Below are 15,988 nucleotides of genomic sequence, written 5' to 3'. Positions count from 1 at the left end.
AAGGGAAAAGGGGTGATAACCTGATTTTGCTTGGCATATGACCCAAGGGAGGAGGATGTGTGAATGATGAGGATCAGAAAGAAGCTTTTTGGTTTAGCCTTGCTTTTGCTGTTGGTCCCGGCAGTGACAGCTAACGCAGCAGCTAGCGGAGAGTCGGCAGTCAGCAATAATGCTCAGTCCTCTTTTTTAACGCAGAATGTGAATGCGCTTGCCTTCACCAATTCATTTACTGCAAATCTTGAGGCCGGAAACATAAGAGTTGGCGGTGCGTTCACTAACACAAGTTCCACGAATTACACGTCCATGTATTTTGATTTATATCGGGTGACGGCTGCTGGCGATGTGTATGTAGGAAGCAACCATGTGAATATAAACCCAGGCCAGACGACGGGCGGTTATTATCATCTTGCTTATAACCAGCCTGCAGGGGTTTACAAAGTAGTACTGAACTCAACTTATGCAATCACCTCAGGAGTATCACTAGGCAATTATTAGAATATTGATGAAAGCTGCCGATCCTTGAGATCGGCAGCTTTTTCTATGTACCACCCCTTAAAACGTTGAATTTACTGGCATGTAGGTTTAACAGTGTTGTACTATGGATGATATAACTTTGCCAAAGGAGAACACCATGTGCCGGAATATAAAACCATTATTTAATTTTGAACCGCCTGCGACCGAAGATGAGATTATGGCGGCTTCCCTGCAATTCGTCAGAAAGATTTCAGGCTTCAATAAGCCTTCGCAAGCCAATGAAGCAGCATTTCATCAAGCCGTAGAGGAAGTGGCAGCGGCGGCAAGCAAAATGCTAAACGAATTGGTAACAGCTGCTGAGTCACGTAATCGCGAAGTAGAGTCGGAGCGTGCACGCGCCAGGAATGCGCTCAGATTCGGCAGTAAAGAAGAATAATAGCTTCTATGTGGCTGACAGAGGCTAACACAGATAGGAATAAAGCATAGGATTGAGGCAAGCCCCAGAAATGAATGTAAATAATCAGCTGAGTAAATACGGAAGTTTAATCATTATTTTTATTTTGCTAGTCGTTTGTTTTCTAAACGCAAAGATGCTTAATCAGGGCCATTCTCCAAAGGCAGAGTCGGGTATGTTAGATTTGCGCGATTGGAACAAGGACGGAGAGTCCGTATTGGATTTGGATGGAGAATGGCTATTTTACCCTGAGCAATTTTTGGAATCAACTGAGGATTTTGCAAGTGCCCCAAGGTATTCATCCGTATCGGTGCCAGGCAATTGGAAGAGCGGCTTAACCGGTAAGAAGCGGAGCGATGCCAAGGGATATGGTACATATCGGCTGCAAATTGTTTTGGGCAAGGAAGCGGGGGCTTACGGTTTCCGCGTACCGCTAATTCGAACCTCGCATCGTTTGATCATCAATGGAGAACAGCTTGGTGGCAGCGGGGAAGTTGGCAGCAGCGCATCCGATTACGCTGCCGGAGTCGAGCCGTATGTGGCATTTAAAGAGATAGATAGCCATGCGATTGACATCGTTGTGCAGGTAGCCAACTATGACATGTCCGGCAGCGGCGGGATTGTATTTCCGATTAGCATGGGACCGCAGAAGCTTATCATTCGGGAACAAACCAATCAGGCAGCATTTGAGTTTGGCATGATCGTTGTTTTTCTCTTACTGGCCTTTTATTTTTCTTTGGTGCAATTTCAAATGCGTCGAAATGGTTGGATTTATCTCGTTTTTTTGTTTGGATTCACGGCCATCTCTACAGCGAATCAAGGCTCTCGCTGGTTACTAATCGTATGGCCAACGATGTCTTACAGCTCTATCGTTAAGTTGCAATGGACTAGCGCACTGTGCATTTTATATTGCTTGTTCCTATTCGTCCGTACCCGGTTTGAGGAACACGTACAGATTTGGGCGAAAAGAGTGCTGCCTGGTTCTGTTATTAGCGCGGTCGGGCTTACGCTCGTATCGACGCCTGCTCTTTTCACCGGCTTTTTGCCAATCGCCTCCGTAATAGCTATTGGAATATACTTGTATATTATTAGTATTTTGATCAGGGGCACAAAGAGTGGCAAAGCAGAGTTTATTTATGAATTTTGGGCAATTTGTTTGTTTTCAGCGATTGCCTTTCTAAGCGCTCTCCTTCAAATGGGTTTTATGAAGCTTACCGTTTGGTATTTTGTCCAAATTATCGCTTTTCTCATTGCTATTTCTTGTTTGTTGTTTGTGCAATTTTTTAGGTCCTTTCATAAAATGAAGGCGCTTAGGGATGATTTGAAGCGGATGGATGTTTTGAAAAATAATTTTATCGTCAATCTATCGACTCAAATCAAAGGGCCCTTGCAAACCATTATGAACTTGATCTATGCCAGATTGAACGCCAACGACCAACTAACTGCCGACCAGGAAAAGGATTTGCAGCAAATGGCATCTGTCGGATGGTCAACCGAGATGCTAGTACAGGACATGATGGATTTTGCGAGATTAAATGAAGAGCAGCTTCCGCTAAGACTACGGCAGATTAATGCGAAAATTGCGCTTGATATAGTCATCGATCTGTATTCGCCTGCTATTGCAGTGGATTGGAAAATAACGAATCGTATTTCGGCGCAGCTACCGCCGATTTGGGCTGATTCCCAACGATTCTCGCAAATTATGGTAGGAATGTTCAGAGAGCTTGCCGCTTTAACATCTCAAGGTGAAATTATATTTCGAGGCAAGGAACAAGACCACTTGCTTGTGATTGAGATGGAGATCATCACTCGTGGGCTTTCAAGAGAGCAAGTGGAGTCCTATCTGGAAATTTGGCTTGAGCCCACAGGCAGGGAGTCAACGACTGATCGCTCCCATCCAGGATCGGTGCTTATACGCGCCTTATTAACGCAGCAGGGTGCAAAAGTGAATCTGAATGGAGCAGCGGATAACCATCTGGAACTAAGCCTTTCTTTCCCGTTTGCAATGCGCCAAGCTAGCGAACGACAAGTCGAGAGCTTCGCTGAACAAGCCAACCACGACGCGAAGATGATCTTGGATGAAACCAAGCATACAGAAAAAGCAACGATTCTAATCGTAGACAATGACCAATTAAACTGTGGCGTGATGGGATCCGTACTCATGCTGGATCATTACCAGACCTATTTTGCAGCAAGCAGTAAGGAAGCCCGCCAACGGATGAGTGCACTCCCAGAAGTAGATTTGGTCATTATCGACCAATTGCTTCCTGATGAGTCAGGTTTAGAATTGAGTCGTCATATCCGTACGTTATATTCGGCGCTCGAGTTGCCCATTTTGTTGATGACCTCGACAGGGTATTTAAATTATGGGCTGCTTTCTCATCATTCAGGCGTTAATGATTTTATTGAAAAGCCGGTCGAAGCATCGGAGCTGCGAGTCCGTGTTCAAACGTTGCTTCAGCTTAAACAAGCCGTGCAAAAGAGAATTCGAATGGAAATGGCTTTTCTGCAAGCCCAAATTAAACCCCATTTTCTCTTTAATACATTAAACTCGATAGCTGCACTAAGCAAGAGAGACACTGGACAAATGATGGCGTTGTTAGCTGAACTGGGACAGTATTTGCGTGAGAGCTTTCGATTCGATAGTTTGGAGCCATTAGTTCCCATTGAAAGGGAGCTTAAGCTGATTGAATCTTATTTGCACATTGAGAAGGTCCGCTATGATGACTGGCTGACCTATGAGCTCGATGTATCGGAACGAGGCTTTAAGCTTCCACCGCTCACGCTTCAACCGTTGGTAGAAAATGCGGTAAGGCATGGGATTATGGCCCGAACGCAAGGCGGACACCTCCTTGTCAGAATCCACCGCGAGGAGAATCATATTTGTATCTTAATTAAAGATAATGGGGTTGGGATGTCTGCCGCAGTGTTGGAGAACGTTCTTGCCAAACCTGAATCCGGTGGGATCGGCATAGCCAATACGGATTTGCGGCTGAAGCAGTGGTTCGGATCGGGGCTGACTATCTTGAGCAATCCAGGGGAGGGCACAGAGGTTCACATTCGTTTGCCATTAGAGAGGATGAAGATACATGAGGACCATTATAGTCGATGACGAGCCTCTGGCTCTTCATCATATGTCAGATGAGCTCGAACGAATCGATGTGCTTGAGATTATCGGGAAGTATCGTGATCCCTTTTTGGCTTGGGAGCAAATATGCCTAGAGCGTCCAGATGCTGTTTTTCTGGATATTGAAATGCCAGGCATGAGAGGGACAGCGTTAGCCGAGTTGATTATACAGGAATTCCCTGACATGTTAATTGTTTTTGTAACGGTCTATGAGGAATATGCGATTGAAGCTTTCGAGCTAAATGCGATGGATTATGTGTTAAAACCGATTCGTAGGGAACGAATAGCCAAAACGGTGGAGCGGCTGTTGAAAGCTAAGCATGAACATGCGCTAATTTCCATGCCTGCTCACAAAACGAGAATGTTGTGTTTCGGCACGCTGAAATTTGAACGGGGAGGTCATAAGCCCTATTCATTGAAATGGAAAACGTTCAAAGCACAGGAGTTATTTTTGTTTCTGTTCCAGCAAAGAGGCAAGGCGGTCCGCAAGGAATTGCTGCTTGAGGAGTTATGGCCGGACATTGAGCACAAAAAAGCAATGACCCAATTATATACGGCAGCCTATCAAATTCGTAAAATGATCCGCGATGAAGGAATCGACATTCAAATCATTAACGTGGATGAAGGTTACCGCCTTGAAATTGGCGAGGTTGATTTGGAGGTAGAGCTTTGGGAGGTAGGTCTCAAAGCAGAAGGCGTGATTACAGAATTCAACGTAAACCAGCACAAAATGTTATTTGAGACTTACATAGGCGGTTATCTCGAGGAATATGGTTATATTTGGTCGGAGTGGGAAAGAGAGCGACTGCAGCGTTTATGGCTCGAGCACAGCGTGAAGCTTGGGGAATACTATTTGTCTAGCTTTAAACTGAAAGAAGCTATTGTCCATTACATTAGGCTTCAATCGATTTTGCCAACCCATGAGAATAGCTACTTTGAGCTGATGCGAATCTATGCCCAGCTTTCGGACCGCTTCTCGGTGGAAAGGCAATTTGAGTTATTGCAGTCGATGCTTTTCAAAAATATGGATTGTGAACCGAGTTCACAGGTCAGACAGTGGTATGAAGAGTGGAAAAGACTTGAATAGAAATTCTAATTGACGCCCCCAGCAGTTTTTTCTCCTTAGCTGCTGGGGGCGTTTTTTTGTCCCAATAGGAGACGTTAATTGATTCATTTTGTTTGGTTTCAAAAATGTTTCAAACCTCTATTATATAATCGTTTGGAAACCAAATGAGTTGGAAGGATGAATACTTGATTATGCTAGACAAGAAAAATAGATTGATGCTGTGGTTTTCGATTGCAGCCATTTTACTGAATGCGTTCATTTTCATAATAACGAAGACGAAGAATCCGTTTCAGCACTCTGCGGGGATGCATGGCCAAGGGTATGAAATGAACAGTCTGATCTTAGGGGCGCAAATCGGTTTTTTTGTATTGCCGTTTTTAAGTTTGAGTTTAACGATCACCTATTTTTTCAAAAACAATAGCCATGCCTATGTATCATGGCTGAATACGCTCACATTAACGTTCTGCAGCTTTTCCATGATTAGCGGCAGTGGCGGAAGCGTAGAATTTCATTTTTCCATCTTTATGGTCATTGCTGCGGTTGCTTATTACGAAAAAATAGGTTTAATCGCAATGATGACGATTTTGTTTGCCGTGCAGCATGTTGGGGGCTACTTTTTTTCCCCACAATTGGTTTTTGGAACAGAGAGCTACTCGTTTCTCATGGTCACCATTCATGCGGCGTTCCTGTTGATTACTGCTATCGCCACCAGTTGGCAAATCAGATCTAAGCTTAGGATTACGAGTTATCTGGAAGCTGAGAAACAAAGTAAGGAAGATAAATTATTGGCTTTGCTAGAGGATGTGCAATCCTTGACAGGGCAAATTATCCATACCTCTTCCGTAGTCTCCGGAACATCCATTCAGAATGTGCAAAGCAACAAGGAAATGGGCTATGCATTTGAAGAAGTGACAGGCGGTCTTGGCGATCAATCGTTATCTTTAGAGCAGATGGACGACAAGCTTCATAATATTAGAATTGCTATTCAAACTGTTCTATCGAATGCCGATACCATGAAGAGGAATGCGATAATCACAGAGAAGTCCATACTGGGAAATTATGAAAAAGTGGAATCTTTGAAACATGATATGCTGCATATTTCTGGTTCGATTCATCACGTAGCCACAACGATGTTTATGCTTCAACAGTCGTCACAGAAGGCAGAGGAAATGGTTGGGAAAATTCAAGCGGTTGCAGACCAAACACAACTGCTCGCTTTAAATGCTTCCATTGAAGCAGCAAGAGCAGGCGAGTACGGAAAGGGATTCGGAGTTGTCGCTGGAGAAATCCGTAAGCTTGCTGGACAAAGCAACGACACTGCTGCGGACATTCGTGAGCTCATGACCGACATTCGTTCGGAAAGTGAATTAACCGCGAGCCAAATCGAAGGCAGCCTCGAGTTTATTCATCAATCCGTAAGCTATGTAGAGGCTTTCGCAGAGGACTTTGCACAGGTCAAGCAAACAATTCAAGAACTACTGCAGTTTATGATTGCCATGAATCAAATGATCACAACGATTCAAGAGGATTCGGCAGGCTTCTCTAACGAAATGCTTCAAATCTCATCCGTAATCGAACAAGGCATCGTTTCGATGAGACAGCTAATGGTCATTGCAGATCAGCAATTTAGAAGCTCCCAACAGGTGGATCAGGAAATCAGGCAACTTAAGGATTTGTCGCTCACCTTGAAAGGCCAATTTACAGCTTAACCCAAATGAAAGTGAAAGAAGGAGTATTTATGGAGCATATTCATGGCTCGCACGATATTGTACTTGTTATTTTTTCTTATATTGTTGCTGTAGCTGCCTCGTATACCGCACTGAACTTAGCTGGCAGGGTTTCTACAGCCAAAGGCAGGAGTCGATGGCTCTGGTTATTGTTCGGAGCTATGGCTATGGGTACAGGCATCTGGTCGATGCATTTTGTGGGGATGCTAGCGTTTAAGCTTCCTATTTCGGTCGCGTATGATATGACGATGGTTATGCTTTCGGTTCTAGTTGCCATTATTGCTGCTGCAATTGCCTTGTTTATCGTAAGTCGCGAGCAGCTTACGAAGGGCCGTTTGCTTCGTGGCGGATTATTATTTGCGCTTGGCATCTCCTCTATGCATTATATCGGAATGGCGGCCATGCAAATTGATATTACGTATAACCCTATTTTTTTCACGCTATCCATTCTTATAGCACTTGTAGCATCTTGGGCATCGCTATGGCTCGCTTTTTATTTCCGTCAAGATATGGAAGGCAACGGCGAGTGGAAAAAAATGGGTAGCGGACTTATTATGGGCGCGGCAATTGTCGGAATGCATTATACGGGCATGATGTCTGCCCATTTTGAAATAGGGACAAAATCGGCAATGTCAACGGGGATGTTGCTGGACCAGAAATGGCTTGCTTATTTTATCGCGGGGGGTACTTTGTTTACGCTTGGCCTATTTTTGCTTGGCGTCTATATTTCAAAGCGAATGTCATTTCAAGATTCAGAGATTCAAGAGAAAACGGCCGAAATATTTGCGATCAATCAGAAGCTTCTTCTATTGAACGAGAATTTAGAGGATCTGGTAGCTGAAAGAACGGCGCAGCTGGAGAAGGCACATGACGAAGCCATTAAAGCGAATATGATCAAGAGCCAGTTTTTGGCCAATATGAGCCATGAGCTTCGAACGCCGTTGAATGCGATTATTGGTTACAGCGAAATTTTGCAGGAAGAAGCAGAAGAGATAGGCGAGCTTACTTTTGTGGAGGATTTAGGGAAAATAAGCAAAGCGGGAAACCATCTTCTTTCGCTTATCAACGATATATTGGATATTTCGAAAATCGAAGCGGGAAAAATGGATATCCATTTGGAAACGATCAGCTTGTCCGGACTCATTAATGACGTCATAACAACCGTTAATCCCTTAATTGAAGCGAGCAGTAACCGACTTGAAATAAAAAGCGTAGATGGCGACATCACGACTGATGTGACGAAGCTTAGGCAGATTCTTATCAATTTACTAAGCAACGCGGGTAAATTTACGAAGGAAGGTACAATCACTTTGGAAGTCACTCGTGAAGCAGTCAATCAACATAACGGGTATTGCTTCCGTGTTCGGGATACGGGCATTGGAATGACGCCTGAGCAGTTGGACAAGCTGTTCCAACCTTTTACACAAGCCGATTCATCGACTACGCGCAAATATGGCGGTACCGGTCTCGGTTTAGCCATCAGCCAGCGCTTCTGCAGCCTGCTTAGCGGTGATATTCATGTGGACAGTGTATTTGGCGAGGGCAGTACATTTACTTGCTGGCTGCCGGATGCGGCGATAGAGCTCGAACCGGTCACCAAAGCATCGACAAGCTATATTTCGAATGCCAAAGAACAAAATGAACAGATTAGCATCCTGCTCATAGATGATGAAGCATCCAACAGGCAGTTGATGGAGCGCTATCTCGCTAAGGAAGGCTGGACGATGGCTGCAGCAGAGAACGGTCAAGAAGGCTTGAGGCTTGCAAAGCTGCTGAAGCCTAAAGTCATTTGTCTGGATATACTGATGCCAAGCATGGATGGCTGGAGTGTGCTATCAGCGTTGAAAAACGATCCAGAGCTGGCTGACATTCCCGTCGTAATTTGGTCCATGACAAACGATCAGCATTTAGGTTATTCGCTTGGAGCTTCGGAATTTCTGACCAAGCCGGTACAGCGTGAGCGTTTAATAGAAGTCATGGATAAGTACGTATCGAAGCGCATAGAACACTCGGTTCTTGTCATTGAAGACGATGCCCCAACAAGCGAACTTATGACTAAGCTTCTTCACCGGGAAGGATACGCGGTTGTACAGGCTCAGAATGGCAAACTGGCGTTATCCTGTTTAGAGAAGGAATTGCCGACGTTAATCCTACTGGACTTGATGATGCCGGAAATGGACGGCTTTCAGTTCATTGAAGAACTTCGGAAGAAGGAAGAATGGCTTTCCATCCCAACCGTGGTGCTAACCGCGAAAACCATTACGGAAGAAGATCGAAATAAATTAAATGGGTATGTGAAAAACATTGTTCAAAAAGGTTCATTTAATCCGCAATCGCTTCTAAAGGAAATTAGAAAGTTTATAAATTAACGAGATGGAGGTAGGGAGATGCCAACGATTCTGCTAGTAGAGGATAATGAGATGAACAGGGACATGCTCTCAAGGCGGCTCATCAGGAAAGGCTTCCACGTGCTTACTGCAGTAGACGGGCAGGAAGGCGTCGATATGGCTGTTCAGGAGAAGCCCGATCTTATTTTAATGGACATGAGCTTGCCTGTATTGGATGGCTGGGCAGCGACTCGATTGCTAAAGAGCATGTCAGAAATGCAATCAATTCCGATCATTGCGTTAACTGCACACGCGATGACGGGAGATGAAGAAGACGCATACCGCGCCGGTTGTGACGATTTCGATACGAAGCCAGTTGTCTTGAACCGGCTGTTGGATAAGATACAAGTTAATCTGGAGAGGTCCGGCACAGCCAAATCAAAGGATGATGGCAGCATGATGGACAGGCATATTATGTTGAATGGGGAATAGCAAATGGGTGAATTTTTTAAGGAACTTGCCAAAATATTAATTGTTGACGACCAGGAGCATAACATCACCCTTCTGGAGAGAATCCTTGGTCGCGCAGGATTTAAGAATCTCTACAGCACGATGGATCCTTATCAAATTGAACGCCTAATTACCGAGGTAGATCCGGATATCATCCTGCTTGATCTGCATATGCCGGGAATGAACGGCATTGAATCATTAAAACTAATTCGCACAATGGTCGATTCGAACAGCTATTTGCCAGTCCTTATGCTTAGCGCAGATATAACACCTGAGGCAAAGCAAGAGGGACTGCAAGCCGGGGCCAATGATTTTTTAACCAAGCCCTATGACCGGAACGAGGTTATTCTCCGAATTAATAATTTGTTGAAAACCCGGCAGCTTCATCTGCAGCTTCAGCAGCATAACATCACGCTTGAGGAGAGAGTTCGTACTCGAACGGAAGAATTAGAGCAAGCCAAGCTGGAAATTTTGCAGCTGCTTGGAAGGGCATCTGAGTATAGGGATGACAAGACCGGGAGCCATACCCAGCGTGTAGGGTATCTGTCGGGTCTAATTGCAAGCGGATTGGGGCTATCGGAAGCGGAGGTTAATTTGATTCGGAAAGCTGCGCCGCTGCATGATATCGGGAAGATTGGCATTTCCGATGACATTCTCCTAAAACCGGGGAGGTTTGAGCCTCATGAGTTCGAAACGATGAAGCAGCATACCGTTATTGGAGCGAGTATTTTGGAAGGAAGCTCCTTTGCCGTATTGAAACTGGCGGGCATTATCGCGCATTCGCATCATGAGAAGTGGGACGGGACGGGTTACCCCTTAGGACTGTGCGGCGAGGAAATTCCAATAGAATCCCGCATTGTGGCGATTGCTGATTTCTATGATGCATTAACCCATGAGCGTCCATATAAAGAAGCATGGACCTCAGAAGAAGCGCTTGCGGAGATCGAAAGGCAAAGCGGATATCACTTCGACCCCCGAATTGTCGCTGCATTTCTTCATACCTTTAAGGAGCATCGTTATATTCCAAGCTAATCGCTTCCGGCAGGACAATAAGCTAGTTGAAACCACTCTTAGGAGTGGTTTTTTGACGTATAGGAAAGTATATGAATATACCATACTTTCTCTATACGTTTCGGAGAAACGATGGCGTCTACAGAAAGGACGCCGTTAGGCGTTACTTCTTATGTGGCGCATATTTATCCTTATTTTTCCGAACGCTAAGGATATTCCGTTTCCGCAAATCAAAGATGCCCATCAATCTTAACAAAAAAGGAGGCCTGACGTTGAGAGCCTTGCCCATTGAGGAATTTATGACCGATCCTGAACTGAAAAGGCTTGAGCAGTCAGAAATCTCCGCTGACCTTGGGCGAAGCAGCGAGGTCATTGATAAGTTTTTTGTGCAATGCGCGGATTTGGTCATTCATTCCTTTAACGTAGGCAATGGATGCGCTGCAATTGTGGTGTACTTCCAAGGATTAACGGATACGGCTCAATTAGAAACCCATGTCATTCGGGAACTTGCTCTAATTAAAGGCCCTACGTTTACTACCGATAGCTTTACGCGCCTTTCGATAAGCAACAAAAAAATGTTGAATTGGTACGGAGAGGTTGTTAGCTCGATTGTCATGGGCAGAACGGTTGTCTTTGTCGAGGGCGTGGAAGCTGCGCTGTCGATTGATTTAACCAAATTTGAGGTTAGAGCTTTAGAAGAGCCGCAATCCGAATCGGTTGTTCGGGGGCCTCGCGAGGGCTTTACTGAGAATATAACAACGAATATGTCATTACTTAGACGCAGGCTGCGCACCCAGGCGATGAAAACCATCATGTTTGAGCTGGGACGATACTCAAAGACGATGATTAATATGGTATATGTCGACGGTATTGCAAGAGAGGATATTATACAGACGATAAGCGAGCGACTCGCTTCCATTGATCTGGATGGCATTCTGGAAAGCGCAATGATCGAGGAAGCAATCGAGGATTCAACCTTTTCCCCGTTTCCTCAAATCCAAGCGACCGAAAGACCGGATGTGGCCGTACCTTATATTTTCCCAATCCTGATGTTTGGAATTCCGCTGCTCATGCTTATCATGGCTTGGATTAAACATAAAAGAACGAAGCCGTTGCCTACAGCCTAATAGTTTCTCTTGAACTGCTCCGAAAAGCGAAATTCCCGAGGCGACAAGCCTGTTTGCTTGGAGAATAGCCTGGAAAAATAGTGAACGGAGCTAAAATGATACTTCTCGGAAATGTCCGTGACGCTTAAGTTGGTATGAAGCAGATCCTCCATGGCCCGGCCAATTCGGAATCGGTTTATATATTGGACAGGAGAGTACCCGGTCGTTTTCTTGAAAATTTCGAAAAAATGACCACGGCTCATTTGTAAGCTCTCGTAGTAATAGGCTGGCGGAAAGTCCGCACCGCTTAAAATATTTTGTTCCATCTCATGAAGCAAACGGCCAATTCTAGGATCCGGAATATGATCCTCCTTCAGCATGCCCTGCAAAAAATAGTCAATGAAGGCTTGAAAATTCCGTTGCGTCGATAAACTCCTCAGAAAAGTTTTTTCACTCGTGTAATCTCCCGATTTATAAAAGCTCTGAAAATGATCGATCCAAGGACGCATGTTTCCAATTTTGCTGACCTCTGGGATGACATAAGGAAAGGCTGGTCCGACATAATGTTCCTGCAGCTGATCCCGTTGATAACAGATCGGCGCCGACCAATCCGATAGAGCTTCTCTGTCCACGTATTGCCAATCAAAGTAACAGCAGATATGAACCATTGGGCATTCTTCGTCCGCTATCCATTCGTGGTACTGGCCAGCAGGGAGGTAGACGAGCGTCCCAGAAATGACAATATAGGTTCTGCCGCCAGTGATAAGGGTGCCTTTGCCTTCGCTGATCAAATAAATAGAGCTCGAATAACAGATTCGAGGGAAGCTGGACTGGCTCTTGGCGAATGGATAGCGCGTGGCATAATAGACATAAGGATGAAAGGATGAAAAATGCAAATGACTGCCTCCCAAATTTAAGATTCGATAAATCCTACGATTGTGCAAATACATGACGGTCCGCTAAATACATCTTCCGCCTAATCTTATAAAGTAAACACAGTACTTATAAGATTATATAAGGAGCGGACGATATGCAAACCAATAATTATTTGCTGACTGACGAACAAATCATTCAATTCATTACACAGGGGTATTTGGTGCTCCATAACGAGCTACCTAATGAGCTGCATATGAAGGTCATGGAAGAGGTTCATCACGTATTGATGGAAGAAGGAAATCCGGGTAATAATATTTTGCCAAGAGTTCCGGATATCCAGAAGTTTTTTGAGACGCCAGTCGTTAAAGGTGCATTAACCGGCATACTTGGACCTGACTATTATTTGCATCCGCACCGCCATTGCCACTATAACCAGCCCGCTAATCAAAACCCCGGCGGGGGCCAGTGGCATAAGGATGGCTACTGGAGCGCGATGCGCAGCCACCGGCCATGGTGGGCGATGGTCTTTTATTATACCCAGGCGGTGACGGAGGAGCTCGGTCCTACTGCAATTATGCCGGGATCTCAGTATAATGAATCCTATCCGGGAGACGATAAACCATTTCTCCTGCCTACCGGCCCTGCCGGTACCATGGTGCTCGTCCACTTTGACTTATGGCATAAGGCATCGCTGAACACGTCCAATATGGACCGATATATGCTTAAATTTCAATTCGCGAGGCTTAATGCCCCTTCAAAGCCGGATTGGAACCATAAAGAGGAACTTTTTCAGCTGCCCAAAGGAACGTCAGATACCTATTTGCCACTGTGGCAAGATATTTGGAGCTGGCTGAAAGGGGATACAAGGGAAGATGATGATAGCAAAAGAGCCCATCTATCGCTATTAGCGAGTTTGGTCGCCGCAGAAGAGGAAGGCTCCGCCCTACATGGAGCTTACACCTTAGCAGAAGCAGGTGAAGAAGGAGCTCATGAATTAATTAAGATCTTACAAGAAGGAACAAGCTTATCCGCGAGCCGTGCGGTCTATGGAGCCATTGCGGCAGGCGCTAAAGCCGTACCTGGTTTAATTGGACTATTGGGTCATATAGACCGTGAAAGGCGTTCATGGGCATGCTTCGCGCTCGGTATGATCGGAAGCCCAGCGAAACTGGTCTTGCCGGCCTTGATGAAAGCGCTGGCGGATGAAAGCGATCAGGTTCGGCGCCAGGCTGCCGAGGCCATTGGCCTAGTTAAGGAGCCTTCGGCCCAAGCTATAGAAGCACTGGCGAATACGCTCATCCAAGCCGTAGTCAATGAGAAGCAAGACTCTGACAGCAGCCTATGGCTTGATCAAGGCTATATAACAAATAAAATCGGCTATGGGGCGGCATTATCTTTGCTCCGGGTAGGCAAGCATGGTGAAGCAGGCGTCGTGATATCGGCATTAAGCATGGCGCTTGATAGCGGGGATCGTTACGTACGCGCCTATGCATTCGAAGCACTCACCTATTTGCGCACGACAGAGGCTATAGATGTCTTGCTTCGCTATTACAGGACGGCACGCTGGTGCCCGGATACGAACAAGGCTAGCATGTTTTAAGTAGCCAAAAGCATACTTCCTAGAATGTAATAAATGGGCTGTACAACAAAGTCAATCCGGCTTTGTGTGCAGCCCATTTGAGCGATTTAAACAATAATCCTGTTTTCGACATTGCCAAAATGGAAAGTATTCGTTATTATATCGTAGAGCAGGATGCCAGATGTTTTTTTGCAACAGCCAGCTTGAAGCGCACGATCGTGTCTTGAAAGCGATTTATATGAACTGATGTCATATACATAGGGAAACCAGTTTTGTAGAAGACTGGTTTTTTACTTTTTAAAGCCGCTCATTTGTAAAAATATTGTATTTTATCCTTTTGTCGAATGAGGCAGGATTTTGCCCTTGCAACTCGAATAATATGTATACTCGTATTTATAGAATTTTTTATGATAAAGACCGCAACTTTTCGTTCCCCGGCCGGTACAATACTGTATGGCGGTCCGGGAATAATCCGCAGGTGGAGGAGGTTCGCCTGTCATGACTGATTCCCAATTAATACGCGAGATCAAGGATGGCAATGTCGAGCTCTACTCCGAGCTAATGCGGCGCTATCAACGTAAAATATTAGCTTTTATCTATCATATGCTAAAGAGTGCAAAGCTGGAGCTATTAGCCGAGGATTTATGCTCCGAAACATTTTATAAAGCCTACCGCAGCCTGCATTCTTTTCGGGAATTGGATGCTTCTTTTTCGACGTGGCTGTATACGATTGCACGCAATACGGTACTAAGCGAGCTTCGCAAGCAGAAGTCCGCGCATGTCTCGCTCGACGAATCCGGTTTCGAGCCCGTTGCCGCGCTGGATGCGGTACCGGAGCAGCATGTGCTGCGGAATGAAAGAATGGCAATGGTTCGTGAAGCGATTAATAACTTGCCTGAGAAACAACGTTCAGCGCTTATTCTTCGGGAATATGAGCAGCTGGATTATCAGGAAATCGCTAACATATTGGGGCAGACGGTAAGTTCTGTGAAGTCACTGCTTTTCCGGGCAAGAGCGAGCGTTAAGACGCAGTTGGAGCCGTATTTCGGACAAACGCCGTTGATGGAAGAATTCGAAGGGATGAATACGAGATGAAGTGCAACGATGCGCAAGACAAATTCGGCGAATATTGGGATTTATCGGAGCATGATGGGGAACGGATAGCCATAGACGCACATCTGCTGGAGTGCAAGTCTTGCGCAGAGCAATTTCGGATCTGGGAAGAAAGCGAGGATATGATACGTTTCCTATCGGAGGATGACGATCATTTAGAACTTACTGAGCATATGAACAGGAATGTCATGGATCGCATTTATGCCGAACAATCCTGGTTGATGCCCGTTCCGCACAAGAGCTATCAATTTTCCAAATCGTTTCGCCGGAATATAGCGTTAATCGTAGCAGCATGCATGGCGATGTTTGCATGTGCACTTATCGTCTTTGTATTTGACAATCCCGGAGGGGCCTCTCAAGCTGAAATTGCAGAGCTTAGCGGGTTAATGGATACTGCCAATGCCTCCGGAGATGGCATGATTACCGCTGGTTTTTACGCAGAGGTGCCTGTCGCCAGCATTAGTGATCCCTTTGTTCTGAAGGTTATGCCTGCCTTTCCACAATATTATGTGGCTTTATCCTTGCTCGGCATGATCATGACACTGCTTATTTTAAATTGGCTCTCGAGGACGCGAAACTAATACCACGACTACCGATAAGCTCCTTAGGGAGCTTTTG

At 45.3% G+C, this 15,988-nt stretch carries 13 protein-coding genes; 12 read left to right on the top strand and 1 reads right to left on the bottom strand.

The genetic code is table 11. The features are described 5' to 3' along the window. Nucleotides 1–63 precede the first annotated feature (63 nt). The 9 genes from FJQ58_RS31025 to FJQ58_RS30985 all read left to right on the top strand — a co-directional run bounded on the left by FJQ58_RS31025 (nucleotide 64) and on the right by FJQ58_RS30985 (nucleotide 11,823). The gene (locus FJQ58_RS31025) at nucleotides 64–495 is read left to right on the top strand and encodes a hypothetical protein (protein WP_139999574.1); all 432 of its coding nucleotides are present in this window, start codon (nucleotides 64–66) and stop codon (nucleotides 493–495) included. Nucleotides 496–631: 136 nt separating this feature from the next. Beyond that, nucleotides 632–910, top strand: coding sequence for a DUF2277 domain-containing protein (locus tag FJQ58_RS31020; protein WP_139999572.1), 279 nt, complete (start codon nucleotides 632–634; stop codon nucleotides 908–910). 70 nt (nucleotides 911–980) lie between these two features. After that, nucleotides 981–4,040: a histidine kinase gene (locus tag FJQ58_RS31015; RefSeq protein ID WP_139999570.1), complete on the top strand. Its 3,060-nt coding sequence runs from the start codon at nucleotides 981–983 to the stop codon at nucleotides 4,038–4,040. Beyond that, entirely contained in the window at nucleotides 4,018–5,142 is a 1,125-nt protein-coding gene (locus FJQ58_RS31010; RefSeq protein WP_139999568.1) for a response regulator, read from the top strand. Before FJQ58_RS31015 ends, FJQ58_RS31010 begins: the two co-directional genes overlap by 23 nt. Before the next feature lie 170 nt (nucleotides 5,143–5,312). Next, nucleotides 5,313–6,830, top strand: a complete 1,518-nt coding sequence (locus FJQ58_RS31005; RefSeq protein WP_162341883.1) for a methyl-accepting chemotaxis protein — start codon at nucleotides 5,313–5,315, stop codon at nucleotides 6,828–6,830. Between the two features lie 29 nt (nucleotides 6,831–6,859). Further along, on the top strand, nucleotides 6,860–9,217 hold the full coding sequence (locus FJQ58_RS31000; RefSeq protein ID WP_162341881.1) for an MHYT domain-containing protein: 2,358 nt from the start codon (nucleotides 6,860–6,862) through the stop codon (nucleotides 9,215–9,217). An 18-nt stretch (nucleotides 9,218–9,235) separates the two neighbouring features. Next, nucleotides 9,236–9,667 (top strand): response regulator, encoded by a 432-nt coding sequence (locus FJQ58_RS30995; RefSeq protein ID WP_139999562.1) that lies wholly within the window; start codon nucleotides 9,236–9,238, stop codon nucleotides 9,665–9,667. A gap of 3 nt (nucleotides 9,668–9,670) precedes the next feature. Then, nucleotides 9,671–10,717: an HD domain-containing phosphohydrolase gene (locus FJQ58_RS30990; RefSeq protein ID WP_139999560.1), complete on the top strand. Its 1,047-nt coding sequence runs from the start codon at nucleotides 9,671–9,673 to the stop codon at nucleotides 10,715–10,717. 251 nt (nucleotides 10,718–10,968) lie between these two features. Further along, nucleotides 10,969–11,823: a spore germination protein gene (locus tag FJQ58_RS30985; protein WP_162341879.1), complete on the top strand. Its 855-nt coding sequence runs from the start codon at nucleotides 10,969–10,971 to the stop codon at nucleotides 11,821–11,823. On the opposite strand, the gene FJQ58_RS30980 is transcribed toward FJQ58_RS30985, so the two are convergent. Beyond that, nucleotides 11,820–12,698, bottom strand: a complete 879-nt coding sequence (locus tag FJQ58_RS30980) for an AraC family transcriptional regulator (protein WP_139999556.1) — start codon at nucleotides 12,696–12,698, stop codon at nucleotides 11,820–11,822. The genes FJQ58_RS30985 and FJQ58_RS30980 overlap by 4 nt on opposite strands. Before the next feature lie 134 nt (nucleotides 12,699–12,832). On the opposite strand from FJQ58_RS30980, the gene FJQ58_RS30975 reads away from it, so the two are divergent. From FJQ58_RS30975 to FJQ58_RS30965, 3 genes are all read left to right on the top strand, one after another. Then, the gene (locus tag FJQ58_RS30975; protein WP_139999554.1) at nucleotides 12,833–14,278 is read left to right on the top strand and encodes a HEAT repeat domain-containing protein; all 1,446 of its coding nucleotides are present in this window, start codon (nucleotides 12,833–12,835) and stop codon (nucleotides 14,276–14,278) included. A 477-nt stretch (nucleotides 14,279–14,755) separates the two neighbouring features. Continuing rightward, the gene (locus tag FJQ58_RS30970) at nucleotides 14,756–15,352 is read left to right on the top strand and encodes an RNA polymerase sigma factor (protein ID WP_139999552.1); all 597 of its coding nucleotides are present in this window, start codon (nucleotides 14,756–14,758) and stop codon (nucleotides 15,350–15,352) included. After that, nucleotides 15,349–15,951, top strand: a complete 603-nt coding sequence (locus tag FJQ58_RS30965) for an anti-sigma factor family protein (protein WP_139999550.1) — start codon at nucleotides 15,349–15,351, stop codon at nucleotides 15,949–15,951. The genes FJQ58_RS30970 and FJQ58_RS30965 overlap by 4 nt, the downstream gene beginning before the upstream one ends. Nucleotides 15,952–15,988 lie beyond the last annotated feature (37 nt).

It is taken from the genome of Paenibacillus paridis, assembly GCF_006345825.1.
Taxonomy (GTDB): Bacteria; Bacillota; Bacilli; order Paenibacillales; family Paenibacillaceae; genus Pristimantibacillus; species Pristimantibacillus paridis.
This window is presented reverse-complemented; position numbering and strand designations above follow the sequence as displayed.

Bases quoted from the DNA above. Each gene is read 5' to 3' on its own strand.
- FJQ58_RS31020 (WP_139999572.1), top strand. From the start codon at position 632: ATGTGCCGGAATATAAAACCATTATTTAATTTTGAACCGCCTGCGACC.
- FJQ58_RS30975 (WP_139999554.1), top strand. From the start codon at position 12,833: ATGCAAACCAATAATTATTTGCTGACTGACGAACAAATCATTCAATTC.
- FJQ58_RS30990 (WP_139999560.1), top strand. From the start codon at position 9,671: ATGGGTGAATTTTTTAAGGAACTTGCCAAAATATTAATTGTTGACGAC.
- FJQ58_RS31010 (WP_139999568.1), top strand. From the start codon at position 4,018: ATGAGGACCATTATAGTCGATGACGAGCCTCTGGCTCTTCATCATATG.
- FJQ58_RS31025 (WP_139999574.1), top strand. From the start codon at position 64: ATGATGAGGATCAGAAAGAAGCTTTTTGGTTTAGCCTTGCTTTTGCTG.
- FJQ58_RS30995 (WP_139999562.1), top strand. From the start codon at position 9,236: ATGCCAACGATTCTGCTAGTAGAGGATAATGAGATGAACAGGGACATG.
- FJQ58_RS31000 (WP_162341881.1), top strand. From the start codon at position 6,860: ATGGAGCATATTCATGGCTCGCACGATATTGTACTTGTTATTTTTTCT.
- FJQ58_RS31015 (WP_139999570.1), top strand. From the start codon at position 981: ATGAATGTAAATAATCAGCTGAGTAAATACGGAAGTTTAATCATTATT.
- FJQ58_RS30970 (WP_139999552.1), top strand. From the start codon at position 14,756: ATGACTGATTCCCAATTAATACGCGAGATCAAGGATGGCAATGTCGAG.
- FJQ58_RS30965 (WP_139999550.1), top strand. From the start codon at position 15,349: ATGAAGTGCAACGATGCGCAAGACAAATTCGGCGAATATTGGGATTTA.
- FJQ58_RS31005 (WP_162341883.1), top strand. From the start codon at position 5,313: ATGCTAGACAAGAAAAATAGATTGATGCTGTGGTTTTCGATTGCAGCC.